Annotated in this window: 21 protein-coding genes and 1 tRNA gene; 6 read left to right on the forward strand and 16 right to left on the reverse strand. The window is 63.7% G+C overall.

From position 1 onward, the window contains the following. On the forward strand, positions 1-199 hold a 199-nt coding region (locus tag J2Y63_RS21055), incomplete at its 5' end, for a hypothetical protein (protein WP_435267684.1). Positions 200-345: 146 nt separating this feature from the next. Here J2Y63_RS21055 and J2Y63_RS21060 read toward each other — a convergent pair. Then, positions 346-421: transfer RNA gene (locus J2Y63_RS21060), tRNA-Ile, on the reverse strand. 154 nt (positions 422-575) lie between these two features. Here J2Y63_RS21060 and J2Y63_RS21065 point away from each other — a divergent pair. After that, positions 576-1,331, forward strand: coding sequence for an SIMPL domain-containing protein (locus tag J2Y63_RS21065; RefSeq protein ID WP_435267685.1), 756 nt, complete (start codon positions 576-578; stop codon positions 1,329-1,331). A 171-nt stretch (positions 1,332-1,502) separates the two neighbouring features. Here the strand turns inward: J2Y63_RS21065 and J2Y63_RS21070 are convergent, their stop codons facing one another. From J2Y63_RS21070 to J2Y63_RS21090, 5 genes are all read right to left on the reverse strand, one after another. Further along, the gene (locus J2Y63_RS21070; RefSeq protein WP_256117397.1) at positions 1,503-1,889 is read right to left on the reverse strand and encodes a hypothetical protein; all 387 of its coding nucleotides are present in this window, start codon (positions 1,887-1,889) and stop codon (positions 1,503-1,505) included. A 109-nt stretch (positions 1,890-1,998) separates the two neighbouring features. Further along, positions 1,999-2,349: a nuclear transport factor 2 family protein gene (locus tag J2Y63_RS21075; RefSeq protein WP_435267686.1), complete on the reverse strand. Its 351-nt coding sequence runs from the start codon at positions 2,347-2,349 to the stop codon at positions 1,999-2,001. Positions 2,350-2,405: 56 nt separating this feature from the next. Next, positions 2,406-2,828: a secondary thiamine-phosphate synthase enzyme YjbQ gene (locus tag J2Y63_RS21080; protein ID WP_435267687.1), complete on the reverse strand. Its 423-nt coding sequence runs from the start codon at positions 2,826-2,828 to the stop codon at positions 2,406-2,408. 10 nt (positions 2,829-2,838) lie between these two features. After that, positions 2,839-2,967, reverse strand: coding sequence for a hypothetical protein (locus tag J2Y63_RS21085; RefSeq protein WP_256117405.1), 129 nt, complete (start codon positions 2,965-2,967; stop codon positions 2,839-2,841). A gap of 52 nt (positions 2,968-3,019) precedes the next feature. Next, the gene (locus tag J2Y63_RS21090) at positions 3,020-3,373 is read right to left on the reverse strand and encodes a DUF1428 domain-containing protein (RefSeq protein ID WP_435267688.1); all 354 of its coding nucleotides are present in this window, start codon (positions 3,371-3,373) and stop codon (positions 3,020-3,022) included. A 279-nt stretch (positions 3,374-3,652) separates the two neighbouring features. Here J2Y63_RS21090 and J2Y63_RS21095 point away from each other — a divergent pair, with 279 nt between their 5' ends. Continuing rightward, positions 3,653-3,937: a GIY-YIG nuclease family protein gene (locus J2Y63_RS21095; RefSeq protein ID WP_256117408.1), complete on the forward strand. Its 285-nt coding sequence runs from the start codon at positions 3,653-3,655 to the stop codon at positions 3,935-3,937. A 36-nt stretch (positions 3,938-3,973) separates the two neighbouring features. On the opposite strand, the gene J2Y63_RS21100 is transcribed toward J2Y63_RS21095, so the two are convergent. Next, complete coding sequence (locus J2Y63_RS21100) at positions 3,974-4,546, reverse strand: transglycosylase SLT domain-containing protein (RefSeq protein ID WP_256117409.1); 573 nt, start codon at positions 4,544-4,546, stop codon at positions 3,974-3,976. 301 nt (positions 4,547-4,847) lie between these two features. Here J2Y63_RS21100 and J2Y63_RS21105 point away from each other — a divergent pair, with 301 nt between their 5' ends. After that, positions 4,848-5,954: a branched-chain amino acid ABC transporter substrate-binding protein gene (locus J2Y63_RS21105; RefSeq protein ID WP_435267689.1), complete on the forward strand. Its 1,107-nt coding sequence runs from the start codon at positions 4,848-4,850 to the stop codon at positions 5,952-5,954. Positions 5,955-6,026: 72 nt separating this feature from the next. On the opposite strand, the gene J2Y63_RS21110 is transcribed toward J2Y63_RS21105, so the two are convergent. Then, the gene (locus J2Y63_RS21110) at positions 6,027-7,703 is read right to left on the reverse strand and encodes an alpha/beta hydrolase (RefSeq protein WP_435267690.1); all 1,677 of its coding nucleotides are present in this window, start codon (positions 7,701-7,703) and stop codon (positions 6,027-6,029) included. A 91-nt stretch (positions 7,704-7,794) separates the two neighbouring features. Between J2Y63_RS21110 and J2Y63_RS21115 the strand changes: the two genes are divergently transcribed. Next, on the forward strand, positions 7,795-8,181 hold the full coding sequence (locus J2Y63_RS21115; protein WP_435267691.1) for a DUF1801 domain-containing protein: 387 nt from the start codon (positions 7,795-7,797) through the stop codon (positions 8,179-8,181). Between the two features lie 58 nt (positions 8,182-8,239). Here the strand turns inward: J2Y63_RS21115 and rpoD are convergent, their stop codons facing one another. From rpoD to J2Y63_RS21145, 6 genes are all read right to left on the reverse strand, one after another. Further along, entirely contained in the window at positions 8,240-10,294 is a 2,055-nt protein-coding gene (gene rpoD / locus J2Y63_RS21120; protein ID WP_256117414.1) for an RNA polymerase sigma factor RpoD, read from the reverse strand. Positions 10,295-10,717: 423 nt separating this feature from the next. After that, the gene (locus J2Y63_RS21125; RefSeq protein WP_256117416.1) at positions 10,718-11,065 is read right to left on the reverse strand and encodes a GFA family protein; all 348 of its coding nucleotides are present in this window, start codon (positions 11,063-11,065) and stop codon (positions 10,718-10,720) included. A 55-nt stretch (positions 11,066-11,120) separates the two neighbouring features. Next, the gene (tdh, locus tag J2Y63_RS21130; RefSeq protein WP_435267692.1) at positions 11,121-12,158 is read right to left on the reverse strand and encodes an L-threonine 3-dehydrogenase; all 1,038 of its coding nucleotides are present in this window, start codon (positions 12,156-12,158) and stop codon (positions 11,121-11,123) included. Positions 12,159-12,191: 33 nt separating this feature from the next. Further along, complete coding sequence (locus J2Y63_RS21135) at positions 12,192-13,379, reverse strand: glycine C-acetyltransferase (protein ID WP_435267693.1); 1,188 nt, start codon at positions 13,377-13,379, stop codon at positions 12,192-12,194. 34 nt (positions 13,380-13,413) lie between these two features. After that, on the reverse strand, positions 13,414-13,869 hold the full coding sequence (locus J2Y63_RS21140; RefSeq protein WP_435267694.1) for a GFA family protein: 456 nt from the start codon (positions 13,867-13,869) through the stop codon (positions 13,414-13,416). Positions 13,870-13,994: 125 nt separating this feature from the next. After that, a complete protein-coding gene (locus J2Y63_RS21145; RefSeq protein ID WP_435267695.1) occupies positions 13,995-14,723 on the reverse strand; it encodes a class I SAM-dependent methyltransferase in 729 nt (242 codons plus the stop codon). A gap of 128 nt (positions 14,724-14,851) precedes the next feature. On the opposite strand from J2Y63_RS21145, the gene J2Y63_RS21150 reads away from it, so the two are divergent. Then, on the forward strand, positions 14,852-15,622 hold the full coding sequence (locus J2Y63_RS21150) for an SDR family oxidoreductase (protein ID WP_435267696.1): 771 nt from the start codon (positions 14,852-14,854) through the stop codon (positions 15,620-15,622). 35 nt (positions 15,623-15,657) lie between these two features. Here the strand turns inward: J2Y63_RS21150 and J2Y63_RS21155 are convergent, their stop codons facing one another. Continuing rightward, positions 15,658-16,131: a VOC family protein gene (locus J2Y63_RS21155; protein ID WP_435267697.1), complete on the reverse strand. Its 474-nt coding sequence runs from the start codon at positions 16,129-16,131 to the stop codon at positions 15,658-15,660. A gap of 71 nt (positions 16,132-16,202) precedes the next feature. Next, entirely contained in the window at positions 16,203-18,062 is a 1,860-nt protein-coding gene (recQ, locus tag J2Y63_RS21160) for a DNA helicase RecQ (protein ID WP_435267698.1), read from the reverse strand. Positions 18,063-18,299: the final 237 nt, after the last annotated feature.

Genomic DNA, 18,299 nt, shown 5'->3' on the forward strand with positions numbered 1-18,299 from the left:
CCCGTCGCTCACCGCGTTGGGGGAAGGTTCACATGGCTCAATTCTCAATGGAAATTATGCGCCTAACCGGCTCAGTTCTGCGTGGAAACCAACACCCGCCGCCATCGCTGATTTTCTGAGGTTTTTCGGATGGCTTGACGTTTCGGCAGAAGACATCGGTCAAAGGCATTGTTGGTATTTTGCCCCAAGCAGTGAATAAACACCAACGAAGCTACCAACAATCAGGCGGGATGTCACTGTGCGACAGCGAACGGTCTTGGACGAATGGGCACCGCGAACACGTTGAAAAGCCGTGATTATCTCGCATCCCCTCGCCCAAGCTGGACTTTACTGGACGAAGGGGAGTGGTGGGCCCGGAGGGACTCGAACCCCCAACCAAGCGGTTATGAGCCGCCGGCTCTAACCATTGAGCTACAGGCCCTTCCCAGCCTTGACCAGGTACCGTCGGTCAATGGCGGCCGACGGTTAGAGATCGTCTAGACGAATTCGGCGGGCCTCACAAGCACCGCCGTATTCTCTACACAATCGCGGGCGAAGAACGGCGCGAGGGACACAACCATCAGGAGATAGTCTTCATGTTCTACGGAACACTGGGCCGCCGCACGGGTGCCGGCCTCTTCGCGCTTTCGCTCGCTCTCGCCGCTGCCGTTCCGATGGCCGCACGCGCGCAGGACGCCGCAAAGCCGCGCGAGGCAACCATCGTCGTTACCGGCGAAGGCAGCGCGGAAATAGCGCCCGACATGGCGCTGATCGACCTCGGCGTCGTCAAGGATGCCAAGACCGCCCGTGAGGCGCTCGATGCCAACAACAAGGCGATGGCCGAGATTCTCGCTGCCTTGAAGGACGCCGGCATCGCGGAACGCGACCTGCAGACCTCCGGCTTCATGATCAACCCGCAATACCAGTATCCGCAGAGCTCGACGGGCGAAAACCCGCCGCCGATTCTGACGGGCTTCCAGGTCACCAACACGGTGACGCTGCGCGTGCGCGATCTCTCCAAGCTCGGCGAGATCCTCGACAAGGCCGTGACGCTCGGCGCCAACCAGGGCGGCGGCATCCGCTTCACCAACGACAAGCCGGACACGGCCGTCAGTGCGGCGCGCAAGAAGGCCGTCGAGAATGCCATCGCCAAGGCCAAGGAACTGACGGAAGCCGCCGGCGTCGGCCTCGGTCGCGTGCTGGAGATTTCCGAAACCAACTACCGCGCGGAACCCGTGCCGATGATGCGCGCCATGGCCAAGGACTATGCCGAAGGGGCCTCCGTGCCGCTCGCCACCGGCGAGAACAGCTATTCCGTCGTCGTCAACGTGACCTTCGCGCTCGGCAACTGATCCGCACAACAGCAATGAACGAAAGGGCCGGGAAACCGGCCCTTTTTTCGTTTGCGGGTTCACAATGCCCGCACCAGAACGCAAAGAACCCTCCCGGCGCAAACCGGGAGGGTAGCCGTTCACCGGCCGGGGGTGACGAGGCGAACGACGTCCGTTGGGCAGGCCTCTGCCTTAACGCCAGAGAACCGGGCAATGACGGTCGTTGGCGAAGACCATGCGGCTGTAGCCCTGGTAGCGGAACCCTTCGACGACGACCTTGCGCGGCGTCACATCGGCCACGCGGGCGCGGCGCAGGCCGAAATCGCGCGCCTTGGCGACGGCAAGGCCGATATCGCAGCGGCCGCGGCCACCGCCCCAGTTGCCATGGCGACGGTCGTGGCGGCGATCCCAGCGGTCGCGGCCGCGGTCGTGATCGCGCACTTCGAGGAAGCCGTTGCGGTAGCCGACGGTCTCGACCGAGAGCTCGATATTGGCGGCGGAGGCGGCCGGGGCGAAAGCGGTCAGGGCACCGAGGCCGAGCACGGCGGCAAGAAGGGTGTTTTTCAGAAAGCTGGTCATCGGGATCTCCTGTTCGCTTGCGCCGGACCGTCGTGTCCGGCGATTGAGGAGACCTTAGCGGGGGGAGGCTGAACGCAGGCCGAAGCCGCCGTTCAGCCTCCGTTCAACTTCATGAACCGGAAAAGAAGGCGATGCGGGTGATGGATCCCTCCTCGAGCTCGAGCAGCAGGATCTTCTCCTTCGAATAGGTGGCGCCGGCGGCGGATTTGCCATGCGCCGTCAGGCGGATCGCGACGTTGTGGCCGAGCGCATCGCTCATCACCAGCGCATCGCCATAACTTTCATCAAACGCTTCGAAATGCCGGGCGAGGCGGTCGCGCAGCGCGTCGCGGCCGTTGTCCATACCCTCGCCGATGCCGGAGATCGAGACGTTCTCATGGACCTTTGCGGCAAGTGCGGCAAAATCCCGGGCATTCAGCGCCTCGATGACGGCGTGGTTGATGCTTTCCGTGTCTGACATGGATCTCTCCTCTCGTGAGCCACGCCAGGAACGTTCCTCCGTGTGAACGGGTTCCGTCAAGGGCCGAGATGCAGCACGATTTCGCGCCGGTGCGGCCGGTCGCGGTGCTCGAAGAGGTAGAGGCCCTGCCACGTGCCGAGTGCCAGGCGCCCGCCCATGACAGGAATGCCGATCGAGACCTGGGTCAGCGCCGCCTTGATATGGGCCGGCATGTCGTCCGGCCCTTCCATCGTGTGCACGATCCAGCGCATGGAGGGATCGTCGGAGGGCGGCACGAGGCGGCGGAAGAACTGGTCGAGGTCACGCCGCACGTCCGGATCGGCATTTTCCTGGATGAGCAGCGAGCAGGAGGTGTGGCGGACGAAGACCGTCAGCAACCCCTCCTCCCCGCCGGCTTCCTGCACAAAGGCGGCGGCCTCGCGGGTGAACTCGTAGAGCCCCTGCCCGCGGGTCGCAACCGTCAGGATCTTTTGCGGCATGGCGACCGCCTCAGCCGCCGATCGCCCAGAATAGGGTGCCGACGACCGCGATGAAGACGATGATCACGCCCATGAAGCGCGCGAGACCCATGTTCGTATCCGTGGTGGTGCCGACGATCGCGTAATAGAGGTCCTTCATGGCGCATCCCTTTCATCGTGTTGGATGCGGTGATAGCGCACCCGCGCGCCGCTCACAACTCGACGAAGGCGCGGAAGCCGCCATAGATCATGCGCTTGCCGTCGAAGACGTTCTTCCACTCGTCGCCCTTCAGGCGCTCGTCCGCCATCACCTTGGCCATGATTTCGTCGCGCTTTTCACGCGATTCATAGGTGATCCAGGAAAAGACGACGATCTCGTCCTCCTTCGCCTGCACGGCGCGCGGAAACGAGGTAAGCTCGCCATAGGGCACGTCGTCGCCGATGCATTCGACATAATCGATCGCGCCATACTCCTTCCACACCTCGCCCCCCAAGCGCGCCATATCCTTATAAGCCTCCAGATTGGCCTTCGGCACGGCCACCAGGAATCCATCGACATAGGTCATGATCGTCTCCTCCTTTGGGTTGGACATGCCAAGGACGTGTGTCACCGGGCGGATCCGACAAGGGGGTGCGTTTTTTTGTGAAGACCAAGGCGAACCAACCACGAACGCTCTACGGTGATGGTGGATCCTCGGGTCAAGCCCGAGGATGACAGTGGGGAGGTGACGTGCTGCCCCCTTGAATGGTCGCGGCATACGGGGCGGCCGTTTTGCACGCCGCCCTCTCTTCTTTCGTCGTCCTCGGGCTTGACCCGAGGATCCAGAACGGCACACATTTCCCGCATGGCGGGATATGTTTACATCGTGACCAACCAGAGGCATGGCACGCTCTACATTGGCGTCACCTCCGACCTTGAGCGACGCGTTCATGAACATCGCGAGGGCCTGACACCAGGCTTTACGCGGCAACACAGTTGCACAAGGCTGGTCTGGTATGAGGAGCACCTGGGTATCGGCACCGCCATTCAGCGTGAAAAGTCGCTGAAGCGCTGGTATCGGCAATGGAAAATCGAACTGATCGAGGCATTCAACCCGCAATGGCGGGATTTGTATCCGGAACTCTGGTGAAGATCAAGCTGTTGCTCTCGACCGGCCCTACCGCACCTACCAAGACCCGCAGTCGCGCAACTGGCGCGAATAGCTGGACGCCATGTTGGCGGCGCGCTTGGCGCCGGCCTTTGCCGTGCCGCTCCAGTTGCCGCGTTTGTAGCCGGCGTGGCCGTGGTAATAGGCGATGTAGAGGCGGTAGGTGTCGTTGAGCGCGATGCCGTTCTTGCGGTTGCTCTCGCTGTGATACCAGCCGATGAAGCGGATCGCGTCGGAGAAGTCCGTGCGGTTTGCCGTCCAGCGGCCCGTCACGCGCTTGTAGCGCGCCCAGGTGCCGTCGAGCGCCTGGGAGAAGCCGAGCGCCGTCGACTGGCGCTTCCACGGAATGAAGCCCAGGAGTTTGGTGCGCGGCGGACGGGCATTATGGCGGAAGCCGGACTCCGTGTAGATCGTCGCCATCAGCACGGGCACGGGCACGCCATATTCCCGCTCGGCGCGGTAGGCGGCTCGCCGCCAGTTATCGAACATGCCGTCACGTTGCTCGAAGATGGCACAGGCGTTCTGCGTCTGTCGGGGGACGGACGCGCAGCCGGCAAGCAACAGGAGGACGACGACCAAGACGCAACGCATCGCAGTTCCTCAGAATTTCCGGATATTTATAAATCGTAAATCTTAACAATCCGTTTTGATTCAAATGCCGGGAAGCGCCCTTCCATTCATGGGCGTGATCCGCCCATCAAATATGCAAATGCATTATTTTGTTGCGCTTTTTGGCCTTCCGGCCTAATCAATCTGCAGCACGCCGGCCCTTCGCGCACGATTGTTCCGGACCGTGAAAGAACCCGCTCTGCCATCGGATCTGGACCTCGCCATCCGGGCGCGTGAGCGTTTGCGACCGGGCCTTCCCAAGGCCCCAGCCAGGAGAAAAATCATGAAGAAGCCAATTTTCGCCGGAGCCCTGCTCGCGGCTTCCGTCGCCTTTGCGCCGCTCGCCCATGCCGATATCGTCATCGGCCTCGTCGCGCCGCTGACCGGCCCGGTCGCGGCTTACGGCGACCAGGTCAAAAACGGTGCCGAAGCGGCCGTTGCCGAGATCAACAAGAATGGCGGCATTCTGGGCGAACAGGTCGTGCTGAAGCTGGCGGACGATGCCGGCGAGCCCAAGCAGGGCGTTTCGGCCGCCAACCAGATCGTCGGCGAAGGCATCCGCTTCGTCGTCGGCCCGGTGACCTCGGGCGTCGCGATCCCGGCTTCGGACGTTTTCGCGGAAAACGGCGTGCTGATGGTGACCCCGACGGCGACCGCGCCGGACCTCACGGCCCGTGGCCTTACCAACGTGCTGCGCACCTGCGGCCGTGACGACCAGCAGGCGGAAGTCGCCGCCGCCTATGTCGTCAATACGCTCAAGGACAAGAAGGTCGCCATCGTTCACGACAAGGGCGCCTACGGCAAGGGCCTGGCGGATGCCTTCAAGGCGGCGCTCAACAAGGGCGGCATCACCGAGGCGCTCTATGATTCCGTCACGCCCGGCGACAAGGATTTCAGCGCGCTGATCACCCGCCTCAAGGCTGACGGCGTCGAGGTCATCTATTTCGGCGGCTACCATCCGGAAGGCGGCCTGCTCGCCCGTCAGTTGAAGGATCTTGCCGTTAACGCCACGATCATCGGCGGCGAAGGCCTGTCGAACAGCGAATATTGGGCGATCGGCAACGAAGCCGCTGGCGGCACGCTGTTCACCAACGCCTCGGACGCGCTGAAGAGCGCCGATTCGCAGGCGGCCGTCGCCGTGCTGAAGGAAAAGGGCGTTCCGCCGGAAGCCTTCACGCTCAACGCCTATGCCGCCGTCGAATTGCTGAAGGCCGGCATCGAGAAGGCCGGCAGCGCGGAAGATTCTGCCGCCGTCGCCGCAGCCCTGAAGTCCGGCGAAGCCATCCCCACCGCCATCGGCAAGCTCACCTACGGCGAAACGGGCGACCTCACCTCGCAGAGCTTCTCCCTCTTCAAGTGGGAAGACGGCAAGATCGTCGCTGCCGAGTAAGTTTTTGCGATTTGGAATGGGAAACGCCGGGGGAAACCCCGGCGTTTTTGTTTGTGGATGGAGGCCGCCCCCTCACCGCCCCGCGCGAAACCGCTCCTTGAGCCGCGCAACATCCGCCTCACTCCAATCCGTGACCCCCGTCACCGCGATCCACGGATCGATATAGTGCTCACCCGCATAGACATGGCCGAGCCCCATCGGCGTGGTCGTCGCCATCGCCATGTCGAGCGTCAGTTGCAGGAAGGTGACAACGGGATACCAGGCAAAATCCGGCGACACATCCGGACCGCGCGGCACCGCCATCCATTCCGGCTGGCGATAGAAGGAATAGGGATCGTAGAAGACGATCGGGTCGCTGGCATATTGCAGGTAGACGATGCGCATCGGTCCCCAATGGTCGCCCGCCTGCGGCAGCACATTGCGCTGGCTGGTGAAGCGCACGTAGGAGCCGTCGCGAAAACGCGGCAGCCAGGCGGGCGTGCCAGGATTGCGGTCCGCCGTCATCTTGCGCCAGATGCGGCTGGGGAATGGCGGGCCGGCCCAGAGCGCACCCTGATAGGGATCACCGATCACCTCGAAGAGTTCGGCCGACTGTTCGGAGGAGAGCGCGCCGAGGCTGAGGCCATAGAGGTAGAGTTTCGGACGGCTCTCCTTCGGCAGCGTGGTCCAGTGGCCGTAGACGGCGCGGAACAGCGCGCGGGCGGCCTCCGCGCCATAGTCCGGCTCGGCGAGCAGCGAGAGCCAGCTCGCGAGATAGGAATACTGGATGGCGACGCTCGCGATGTCGCCATGGTGCAGGTATTCGACGGTGTCGATCCCCTCCGGATCGATCCAGCCGGTGCCGGTCGGCATGACGACGAGCAGCGTCGAGCGCTCGAAGCCGCCGACACGGATCAGCTCGTCGAGCGCAATTTTTGCGCGCGCCTCCGGCGTCTCGGCCGCGTTGAGGCCGGCATAAACACGCAGCGGCTCCAGCGCCGGTTTGCCGGTGAAGGCGGCGATATCCTTGGCCGCCGGCCCCGTGGCGATGAAGGAACGGCCCATGCGGCCGAGGTCGTCCCAGCGCACCAGCGAGGCGGCGCTGCCGGATTTCAACGGATCGGAGGGCTCGGCCGTATCCGGCTCGATCACCTGGTCGAGCCGCCGGAAGGATGAATCGGCCGTGTGCAGCACGAAGCGCACGAGAAGCCCGTCGGCGAGCGTCCAGAACAGGGTCGCGGCCAGCGCCGTGCCGATGACATAGGAAAGCCGCCGGGGCGCCGCGCGGCGCGAGGTGCTGGCGAAAAGCCGGACGAGAAACGCAAAAAGACGCCCGAGGCCGAACAGCACGAGAAACAGGGCAAGCGCGATGAGGCCGACATAGAAGGGATGCGCCGTCTCGATCGGCGGCAGGTCCATCAGCGCGCGGATCGAATTCTGCCATTCGGCGGTGCGCCACAGAAACACCAGCACCACCACGCCGCACACACCGCCCGCCACCGTCTTCAACCACAGCCGCACACGATCCTTCGGCTCCGGCAGTTCGAGCCAGAACCAGAGCGCGGCCAGCAGCACGCCCAGGCCATAACCACAGGCCATGGCAACGCCGGAAAGCAGGCCCTGCGTAACATAGGTGCGCGGCAAGAGGCTCGGCGTCAGCGACGCGGCGAAGAGCAGAGTGCCAAGCACGAGGCCTGTGGCCGAGAAGGACAGGACAAGGCGCCAGAACCAATCCCGCACGACCATCCTCCCTTCCGCTGCCTGTGTCATGGCCGCAAACCTTGCATGCCGAGGGAGTCGGTGCAACCGCTGGCACGTCGACGGCTGTTCGCTATAGGATCGCTGGGCGGAAGGAAAGCCGATGATGCGCAAGGAAAAGCCTGCGGAGAGCCCCAAGGCATATGTCGCCGCCCAGAGCGGCTGGCACCGCGAGATCGTGGAGGCCCTGCGCGCCGCGGTTCTTGCCACGGGCGACCTCGACGAACGCATCAAATGGGGCCACCTCGTCTATTTCTCCAACGGCCCCGCCCTCTTGATCCGCGCCGAGGATAAGCGCGTGCTCTTCGGCTTCTGGCGCGGCCAGCGGCTGCGCGGCAGCGAACCACGCCTGAAACCCGGCGGCAAATATGAGATGGCGACTATGACCTTTGTCGAGGGTGACAGCGTGGATGCGGAAAGTGCAAGCCTGCTGGTGCGCGAAGCGATACGGCTGAATGCCGAGTTCGGCGATCCGACAAAGCTGGCCTAGATATAAAAAAGCCCCGCGACCTTTTGGGTAACGGGGCTTTCTTTGTCTATCTATCGCCTCAGCTATCCAGGAACGAACGCAGCTTCCGCGACCGGCTCGGGTGCTTCAGCTTGCGCAGCGCCTTCGCTTCGATCTGGCGGATACGTTCGCGGGTGACCGAGAACTGCTGGCCGACTTCTTCGAGCGTGTGGTCGGTGTTCATGCCGATGCCGAAGCGCATGCGCAGCACGCGCTCTTCGCGTGGCGTGAGCGATGCCAGCACGCGGGTCGTCGTTTCGCGCAGGTTCGCCTGGATGGCGGCGTCGATCGGCAGCAGCGCGTTCTTGTCCTCGATGAAATCGCCGAGATGCGAATCCTCTTCGTCACCCACCGGGGTTTCGAGCGAGATCGGCTCCTTGGCGATCTTCAGGACCTTGCGGACCTTTTCGAGCGGCATGGCGAGCTTTTCGGCCAGTTCTTCCGGGGTCGGCTCGCGGCCGATCTCGTGCAGCATCTGACGCGAGGTGCGCACGATCTTGTTGATCGTCTCGATCATGTGCACCGGAATGCGGATCGTGCGGGCCTGGTCGGCGATCGAACGGGTGATCGCCTGCCGGATCCACCACGTCGCGTAGGTGGAGAACTTGTAGCCGCGGCGATACTCGAACTTATCGACCGCCTTCATGAGGCCGATATTGCCCTCCTGAATGAGATCGAGGAACTGCAGCCCGCGGTTCGTGTACTTCTTGGCGATCGAGATCACGAGACGGAGGTTGGCTTCCACCATCTCCTTCTTGGCGATGCGCGCCTCGCGCTCGCCCTTCTGCACCATGTGCACGATGCGGCGGAATTCCGAGATGGAAATGCCGGTCTCGGTGGCGAGGTTCTGGATTTCCTGGCGGATGTCGCGAATCGTCGTGTTTTCGCTCTTGGCGAATTCCTTCCAGCCGCGGGCGGCCAGGTTGGCGATCGACTTCATCCAGTTCGGATCGAGTTCCGCACCGTTATACTGTTCCAGGAACGAATCGCGCTTGACGCCGTAGCTTTCAGCCAGACGCAGCAGGCGGCCCTCGTTCTGCACGAGGCGCTTGTTGATGTCGTAGAGCTGCTCGACGAGGCTGTCGACGCGGTTCTGGTTCAGCGACAGCGACTTGACGGCCGTGATCAGCTCGTCCTTGAGCTCCTTGTAGCGGCGCTCCTGGGCGGGCGAGAGCGTGCCGGTCGCCTGCAGGCGGGCTTCCACCTGCTGGTCCTGCAGCTTGCGCAGCTTCTTGTAGGTCTCGGCGATCGTGTCGAGCGTCTCCATGACCTGCGGGCGCAGTTCCGCTTCCATGGCGGCGAGCGAGAGGTTCGACTCGTCGTCGTCCTCTTCCTCCTCCTCCGGCGGCATGCCGTCGCCGCCGACATTGGTGATGTCGTCGTCGTTGGCGGCGCGCGGGCGGCGGTTCTTTTCCTTTTCCTCGGCCGCCTTGCGGTCGGCCTCGATCTTTTCCGGGCTCTGGAACTGGGGGGCAGCCTTCGCCTCGGGACCCGAATAGGTCGTCTCGAGGTCGATGATCTCGCGCAGCAGCGTCTGGCCTTCGTTGAGTTCATCCCGCCAGATGATGATGGCCTGGAACGTCAGCGGGCTCTCACAGAGGCCGGCGATCATCGTCTCGCGGCCGGCTTCGATGCGCTTGGCGATGGCGATTTCGCCCTCGCGCGACAGCAACTCCACGGACCCCATTTCGCGCAGATACATGCGCACCGGGTCGTCCGTGCGGTCGGTCGGCTCCTTCTTCTTCGCGGTCGCAAGCGCGGTGCCGCTGGAAGAGGCGATTTCGCCGCCTTCGCTCTCGTTGTCGTCGTCGCTCGACTCGTCGTCGCCGCCCTGGCTCGCCTCTTCGGCGTCCTCGTCCTCGATGACGTTGATGCCCATGTCGGAGAGCATGGCCATCGTGTCCTCGATCTGCTCCGAGGTGACTTCCTCGGAAGGCAGGACCGAATTCAGCTCGTCCATGGTGACATAGCCGCGCTTCTTGGCGGCCTTGATCATCTTCTTGACTGCATCATCGGAAAGATCGAGAAGTGGGCCGTCGGATGCGCCTTCGCGTTCGTTTTCGACTTCCTCGTTCTCTTTGACCTTTGTCGCCATTTATTTCGTCGCTTTCCTGAGCATCCAGTTTTCAAGCGGTCAGGGTTTCCGCAGCCGATCGCCCTTCGGCATGCGCAATCGCCTCACGGCATCCCTCACCTAACGGATTGACAATTAAATCCCGATTAACCACATCCCGGCCCGCGGGACTGTGGACATGTTGCCGAGGCAACACAATTGACATGACTTCCCGATCCGCCGTACCCATTCCTTGCTCGCCAACAATGGTGATTCCCAGAATTTTCGGTTACGTCAAGCTTTTCCGGCAAAAAAGCCGCAAAAGGTTCCGATTCGGGTTCGCGGACAGGAAAGTCGGCGGATCCGGGCGATTGAGCCTTCATGTAGGCGCAAATCCTGAAAAGACAAGAGCCGCATTCCCCGCGCCCCCACGCGTCTCACGACAGCGATTCGCACGCCAGGGTTTCAAAACGACTTTCCGTCCACCTTGGTGATCGCCAGTGTCTCAAGATCGATCGCCGGAATGCAGCGCAGATTGACCGCCGCCATGCCGTTTCCCTTCGGGTCCTTGCCCTCTCCATAGGGCGCAATGCCGCATTTGGCACAGAAATGATGCTCGATCATGTGGCGGTTGAACTGGTAGGTCGAGACGTTCGCCTCCGGCGTCGTCAGCACCAGGCTGTCCCGCGGCACGAAGGCGAGCAGGCCGCCGCGCCGGCGGCACAGCGAACAGTTGCAGTCGAGCCCCGTATCGAATTCGCCCTCCACCTCGAAGGCGATGGCGCCGCAATGACAGCTTCCCTCGTATTTCATTCGAAAAACTCCTCCCGATTCTTATATCGCACCGCTGCACGCGTTCGCGGCCTGCTCAGTGCCAGTCCATGACGACCTTGCCGGAATTGCCCGAGCGCATCGCCTCGAACCCGTCGCGGAATTCGTCGATCCTGATGCGGTGGGTGATGATCGGCGAGAGATCCAGCCCGCCCTGCACGAAGGCGATCATCTTGTACCAGGTCTCGAACATCTCGCGGCCGTAGATGCCCTTCAGCGTCAGCATCTTGAAGATCACCTTGTTCCAGTCGATGCCGAAGCCGTCCGGCGCGATGCCGAGAATGGCGATCTTGCCGCCATTGTTCATCGTGTCGATCATCGAGCGGAAGGCCGGCGGGGCGCCGGACATTTCAAGGCCGACGTCGAACCCTTCCGTCATGCCGATCTCTGTCATCACCTCGGCGAGATCCTGCTTCGAGGCGTCGACGACATAGTCGATGCCGACCTTGCGGGCGAGATCCAGCCGGACAGGGTTGATATCGGTGATCACAACCTTTCGCGCGCCGGAGCGTTTCGCGACCATCGCGCCCATGATGCCGATCGGCCCCGCGCCCGTCACCAGCACGTCCTCGCCCACCAGATCGAAGGAGAGCGCGGTGTGCACGGCATTGCCGAACGGATCGAAGATCGCGGCGACCTCATCGGGCACATCATCCGGAATCGGCACGACATTGTGCTCGGGAATGCAGAGATATTCGCCGAAGGAGCCGGGGCGGTTGACGCCGACGCCCTTGGTGTAATGGCAGAGGTGCCCGCGCCCGGCGCGGCAGTTGCGGCACTTGCCGCAGACGATGTGCCCCTCGCCCGAGACCCGCTCGCCGACATGGTATTTCGTGACGGACGAACCGATCTCGGCGATCTCGCCGACGAATTCATGGCCGACGACCATCGGCACCGGAATGGTCTTCTGCGCCCAGTGGTCCCAGTTCCAGATATGCACATCCGTGCCGCAGATCGCCGACTTCTTCACCCGGATCAGCACGTCGTTCGGCCCGACCTCCGGCACCGGGACGTTTTCCATCCAGAGGCCGACTTCAGGTTTCGCTTTAACCAGCGCACGCATCATGTTCGACATGACGAAATCTCCGCAAGGGATTCAGAGGATTCTTTAAATCACACCCAGTTCGCGCCCGACTTCGGCGAAGACGGCGATCGCCTTGCGGACATCCGCCTCGCTATGCGCCGCCGACATCTGGGTGCGGATGCGCGCCTGGCCGCGCGGCACGACGGGGAAGGAAAAGCCGATGACATAGACCCCCTTCGCCAGCATGCGGGACGCCATGTCCTGCGCTAGTGCCGCATCGCCCAGCATGACCGGAATGATCGCATGCCCCTCGCCCGCAAGCGTGAAGCCGAGCTTCGTCATGTCGGTGCGGAAGAGATCCGCATTGGCATAGAGCCGCTGGCGCAGCGCATCGCCATTGTCGATGAGGTCGAAGACTTTCAGCGAGGCGCTCGCGATGACGGGGGCGAGCGTGTTGGAGAAGAGATAGGGCCGCGAGCGCTGGCGCAGCCATTCCACGACCTCGCGCTTGCCCGATGTGTAGCCGCCGGAAGCCCCGCCCAGCGCCTTGCCGAGCGTGCCGGTGATGATATCGACGCGGCCCTCGACGCCGCAATGTTCCGCCGAGCCGCGGCCATGTTTGCCGACAAAGCCGACCGCATGGCTGTCGTCCACCATGACCATGGCGCCGTATTTTTCCGCGAGATCGCAGACGCCGCCGAGATTGGCGATGATGCCGTCCATCGAGAAGACGCCGTCGGTGGCGATCAGCTTGAAGCGCGCGCCTTCCGCCTTCTTCAGCTCCTCTTCGAGCGCGGCCATGTCGTTGTTGGCATAGCGGAAGCGTTTCGCCTTGGAGAGCCGTACGCCGTCGATGATCGAGGCGTGGTTCAGCGCATCGGAGATGATGGCGTCCTCCTCGCCGAGCAGCGTTTCGAAGAGCCCGCCATTCGCATCGAAACAGGAGGAATAGAGGATCGTGTCCTCCAGCCCGAGGAAGGCGGAGATGCGCGCTTCGAGTTGCTTGTGCTCCTCTTGCGTACCGCAGATGAAGCGCACCGAGGCCATGCCGTAGCCATAGCGGTCGAGCGCCGCCTTGCCGGCTTCCGCCAGTTCCGCATTGTCGGCCAGGCCGAGATAGTTGTTGGCGCAGAAGTTCAGCACGCGCTCGCCGGAGGTCACGGTGATCTCGCCGGCCTGCTTGGAGGTGATGACGCGCTCGGCCTTGTAGAGGCCGCCGGCCTTGAGGCCGTCGATTTCGGATTGCAGATGGGCGATAAAGGCGGAGGTCATGGGCACGCACTCACGGCTTTGAGAAAGGGGCGGCTCAGGCGATGCTCGCGGCATAGCCGGCCATCAGCGGCTGAAAATCCTCCATCGGGGGGAATTTTTCATAGCTGTGCTTGGCGGGCGTCGTCGCCCAGGCGAGCTTTTCGCTCACATAGGTCTCGACGAAAGGGCTGTACCAGCTGACATCGTCGAGCATGGTCGGGCGCACATTGACGAAGAAATCGAGCCCCTGCGGCCGCGTGAACATCCATGTCATGCAATCCGGGCAGAAATGATGGCCGGCCTCGGGGCTGGCGCCAGCCACGACCGGTTCGCCCTCCACGACGGCAAAAGCCTCCGTCGGGATCGCAGCACTCAGCGAATAGGCGCTGCCCGACATGCGCTGGCAGCCCGTGCAATGACAGGCCATGGCGATGAGCGGCGGCGCGCTGATGCGGATTTTGACGCGCCCGCAGCGGCAGGCACCGTCGAGCGGCAGTTTGAGTTTTCCCATCGCTTGGCTCCCCTTCCGATTGAACGCGGGCTGTCTTTTTGATCGTGATGCCGGCGATTTCCACGGGGATAGTTCTAGCGCAGCCGCAAGCCGCGTAAAGGGCTCTCGTCGCCCTTTCGCTGTTTTCAACCGCGCTCGCAGGCGATCAGCAGGAACATCGGCCGGTTCAGCTCCACCTGCCATTCCGGATGCTCGGCAAGCTGTGCCGCACTCGGCCGCCACTCCTCGACATGGCGGATCGTGAAGCCCGCCGCAATCAGCGCATTCAGCGTCGTGCCGAGCGTGCGGTGATATTTGACGACGCCCTTGGCGAGCCAATCCGTCGTGCGCGGGCCTTCGACCAGATAGCCATCGACCGGCCAGACCGTCCGCCCGCCGACCTCCGCCCAGTCCGGTGCCGACGGCGCCATGAAAAGCGGATGTTCGATGGTGAAGACGAAGGACGCGCCCGGCGTCAGCGCGGCATGGACCGTACGCACCAGCCGGTCGAAATCCGCGACATAGTGGAAGGCGAGCGACGAATAGGCGAAATCGAAGGCGCCCTGCGGCAGGTCGAGCCGGTCGAGGTCGGCGATCTCGTAGCGCACGGCCGGCGAGGCCGTTTCCGCTCGCGCACGCGCGATCATGTTTTCCGAAAGGTCGAGGCCGAGCACGCTTTCAGCCCCTTCCGCCGCCGCATACCGCGCGAACCAGCCGAAGCCGCAGCCGAGATCGACGATGCGCCGGCCCTTGAGATCCGGCAGCAGCGCGCGCACCGAGCCCCACTCCGCCGCCCCTGCAAGCCCGTGCACCGAGCGCGGAAGGCTGCTGTAGCCCTCGAAAAAAGCGGGCTGGTCGTAGATGTTCTGGGCCATGGCAAAGTCCTTTTCCTGCTGGACATAGCCGTTTTTTCCCGTCAGGCAAAGCCGTGCCCGGATTGACGGAAGGGATTGACAGAACCGGTCTGCGCCTGTCCGGTGGCCGCCGGAAAAAGGGCGCGACGATGACGATATTGGACAGGTTTTCCCAGAAGGGCCGCGTGGCGCTGGTGACGGGTGCCGCCCGCGGCCTCGGCTTCGAGATCGCCAAGGCGCTCGCCGAGGCGGGCGCCCATGTCGTGCTGACGGGCCGCACCGCCACAACGCTGGAGGCCGCCGTGGCCGCGATCACCGAAGCAGGCGGCAGCGCGTCCTTCGCCGCCTTCGACATCGCTGACCGCGCCGCCCAGCGCGAAACACTCGCTGCGATCGACCGCGAACATGGCCGGCTCGATGTGCTCGTCAACAATGTCGGCGCCCGCGACCGCCGGCCGCTCTCCGAAATGGACGACGAGGCCATCGACGAGCTGATCCGCACCGATCTTCTCGCCGCCGCCAGCCTCGCCCGAGACGCGGCCGCGCTGATGAAACGCCACTGCCACGGCCGCCTCATCTCCATCACCTCGATCGGCGGCCATGTCGCCATGCCGAACGATGGCATCTACCCGGCCGCAAAACACGGCCTGACCGGCCTGATGCGCAGCATGGCAGTGGAATACGGCCCGCACGGCATCACCAGCAACGCCATCGCGCCCGGCTGGTTCGCCACGGAAACAAACGCCGTGCTCGCCTCCGACGAGGATCTGATGCCCTTCGTGCGCCAGCGCATTCCCGTCCAGCGCTGGGCGCGCGCCGACGAAATCGCCGGCGCCGCCCTGTTCCTCGCCAGCGACGCCGCCTCCTTCGTCAACGGCCATGTGCTGGTGGTGGATGGCGGAATGACGGTCCGGATGTAGAGGCGCACCTCAGTCAACGCCAAAACAACGGTCGATCACCGCGCCGCAGCGGCCGCCTCCAGTCCGGCAATGTCCAGCTTCACCATCGTCAGCATCGCCTCGGTGACGCGCTTGACCTTCGCCTGGTCCGGGCCGCTCATCAGCTCGCCGAGCCGCGCCGGCGCGATCTGCCAGGAGAGACCCCAGCGGTCCTTCAACCAGCCGCACTGTTCCACCGAGCCGCCCTCCCTCAGCGCATCCCACAGCCGGTCGAGATCGCCCTGCGTCTCGCATTCGACCATGATGGAAAAGCTGTGGTTGAACGGATCGAGCGGGCCGGCCTCGATCGCCATGTAGCGCTGGTCACCCAGCGTGAAGCTCGCGATCTTGACGCTGCCCGGCGGTCCGCTCGGCGTTTCCGCAAGCAGCGGCGACACCCAGTGGACCGACGAGCCCGGGATCAGCGACGTATAGAGGCCGATGGCGGCCTCCATGTCCTTTTCGAACCAGAGATGCTGCGTGACTTTCATCGTGACGTCCTCCTTTGTGAACTACAGCAAGGACGAACGAGCCACGAACGTTCCGACAGGTTTTTAAAAAACTAGCCGGCAAATTCCTCGATGACGGCCAGGAAGGCATCGCCGAACCGGTCGCGCTTGGAAACGCCGATGCCGGGAATGTCCAGAAGTTCCTCCCGGTCACGCGGACGCTCCTTGGCGAGCGCGATCAGCGTCGTATCCGGGAAGACGACATAGGGCGGCACGTCGAGGTCCTTGGCGATGGCGAGGCGCTCGGCGCGCAGCAGCTCGAAAAGCGCGCGTTCCGAACCGGCAAGGTTGGAGCGTTCGCGGGCGGCGGGCGAGTTGCTTGCCTTGCCCTTACGGCCCGCCTGCGGCCGGTCCTTGCGGAAAAACACCTCCCGCTCGCGGCGGAACACGGCGAGCGCCTCCTCCTCCAGCTTCAGCGCCCCGAAGGCGGCATGGTCGACGCTGATCAGGCCGGACGCCAGCAATTGCCGGAAGATCGATTGCCAGATGCGCGGCGCTATATCCTTGCCCGCGCCGAAGACCGGCATTTCGGTATGGCCGAACCGTTCCGTCTTCTCGTTGACCGATCCCATCAGCACGTCGATGACATGCGCCGCGCCAAACCGCTCGCCGGTGCGATAGACCGCGGCAAGCGCCTTGATCGCGGCGTCGGTGCCATCCCAGGTCTCGACCGGGTTGCGGCAGGTATCACAATTGCCGCACTGGCCGGCATGCGATTCGCCGAAATGCGCCAGGATCGCCTTGCGCCGGCAGCCGGACGTCTCGCAGATGGCGAGCAGCGCCATCAGCTTGGCGCGCTCGATGCGTTTGATCTCGTCGGCCGCATTGCCCTCGTCGATCATCCTGCGGCGCTGCACGACGTCCGCCATGCCATAGGCCATCCAGGCATCCGACGGCAGGCCGTCACGCCCGGCACGCCCCGTCTCCTGGTAATAGGCCTCCACGGAGCCCGGCAGGTCGAGATGGGCGACATAGCGCACATCCGGCTTGTCGATGCCCATGCCGAAGGCGACGGTCGCCACAAGGCAGAGATTTTCCTCCTTTAGGAAGGCATCCTGGTTGGCATCGCGCACGGCACGATCAAAGCCCGCATGATAGGGCAGCGCGCGAACGCCCTGCGTGTTCAGCCATTCGGCCGTGTCCTCCACCTTGGCGCGCGACAGGCAGTAGACGATGCCGCTCTCTCCTTGATGGCGCCCCAGGAAGCGCAACAGCTGCTGGCGCGCCTGGTCGCGCTCGGCGATCTCGTAGGAAATGTTCGGCCGGTCGAAGCTGGTGGTGAAAACCTCGGCATCCTGCAAGCCGAGCCGCTCAATGATATCGCCGCGGGTGTGCGGATCGGCGGTCGCCGTCAGCGCGATGCGCGGCACGCCGGGATAGCGCTCGCCGAGCATGCCGAGCGTGCGGTATTCCGGCCGGAAATCGTGCCCCCATTGCGAGACGCAATGCGCCTCGTCGATGGCGAAGAGCGCGATCCGGGCATCGGCCACCAGCTCGGCGAACCCCTCCGTGACGATGCGCTCCGGTGTGACATAGAGCAGGTCGAGCGTGCCCGCACGCATCGAATCGCGCACGGCAAAGAACTCGTCACGTGTCAGCGAGGAATTAAGCGCCGCCGCGCTGACGCCGAGCTGCTTCAACGCCTCCACCTGATCGCGCATTAAGGCGATCAGCGGCGAAATGACGATGCCGACACCCTCGCGGCAGAGCGCCGGGATCTGGAAGCACAGCGATTTGCCCGCACCCGTCGGAAACAGCACGACCGCATCGCCGCCCGCCGCCACATGTTCCACCACCGCCTGCTGCTTGCCGCGGAAGGCGTCGTAGCCGTAGACGCGCTTCAACACGTCGAGCGGCGCCGACGGCGCGTCGGACAGCGCGGAGAGAGAACGGGACGATTTGGTCTGGGTCATCAATGGCACCTTCCTCCTTTCATTCTGGCCAAGTGCACCACCATGGGCAACCGCCCGACCGCCAGCTTTTGCCGTCACACACAATGTTCTTGATTTGTTCCGATTTCAAGGCTAAGTTGCAAATAATTTGAAAGAGGGGAGAAAAACGGTGAGCATCTACGCTGCACTAGCCTTGTTGGGCGCCATCCTCTGCGGATTGTTCCGGCAAGCCGGGCTCGCTGCCACCGGGGTCGCAAG

This window comes from Shinella sp. BE166 (assembly GCF_051201095.1).
GTDB classification, from domain to species: Bacteria; Pseudomonadota; Alphaproteobacteria; order Rhizobiales; family Rhizobiaceae; genus Shinella; species Shinella lacus.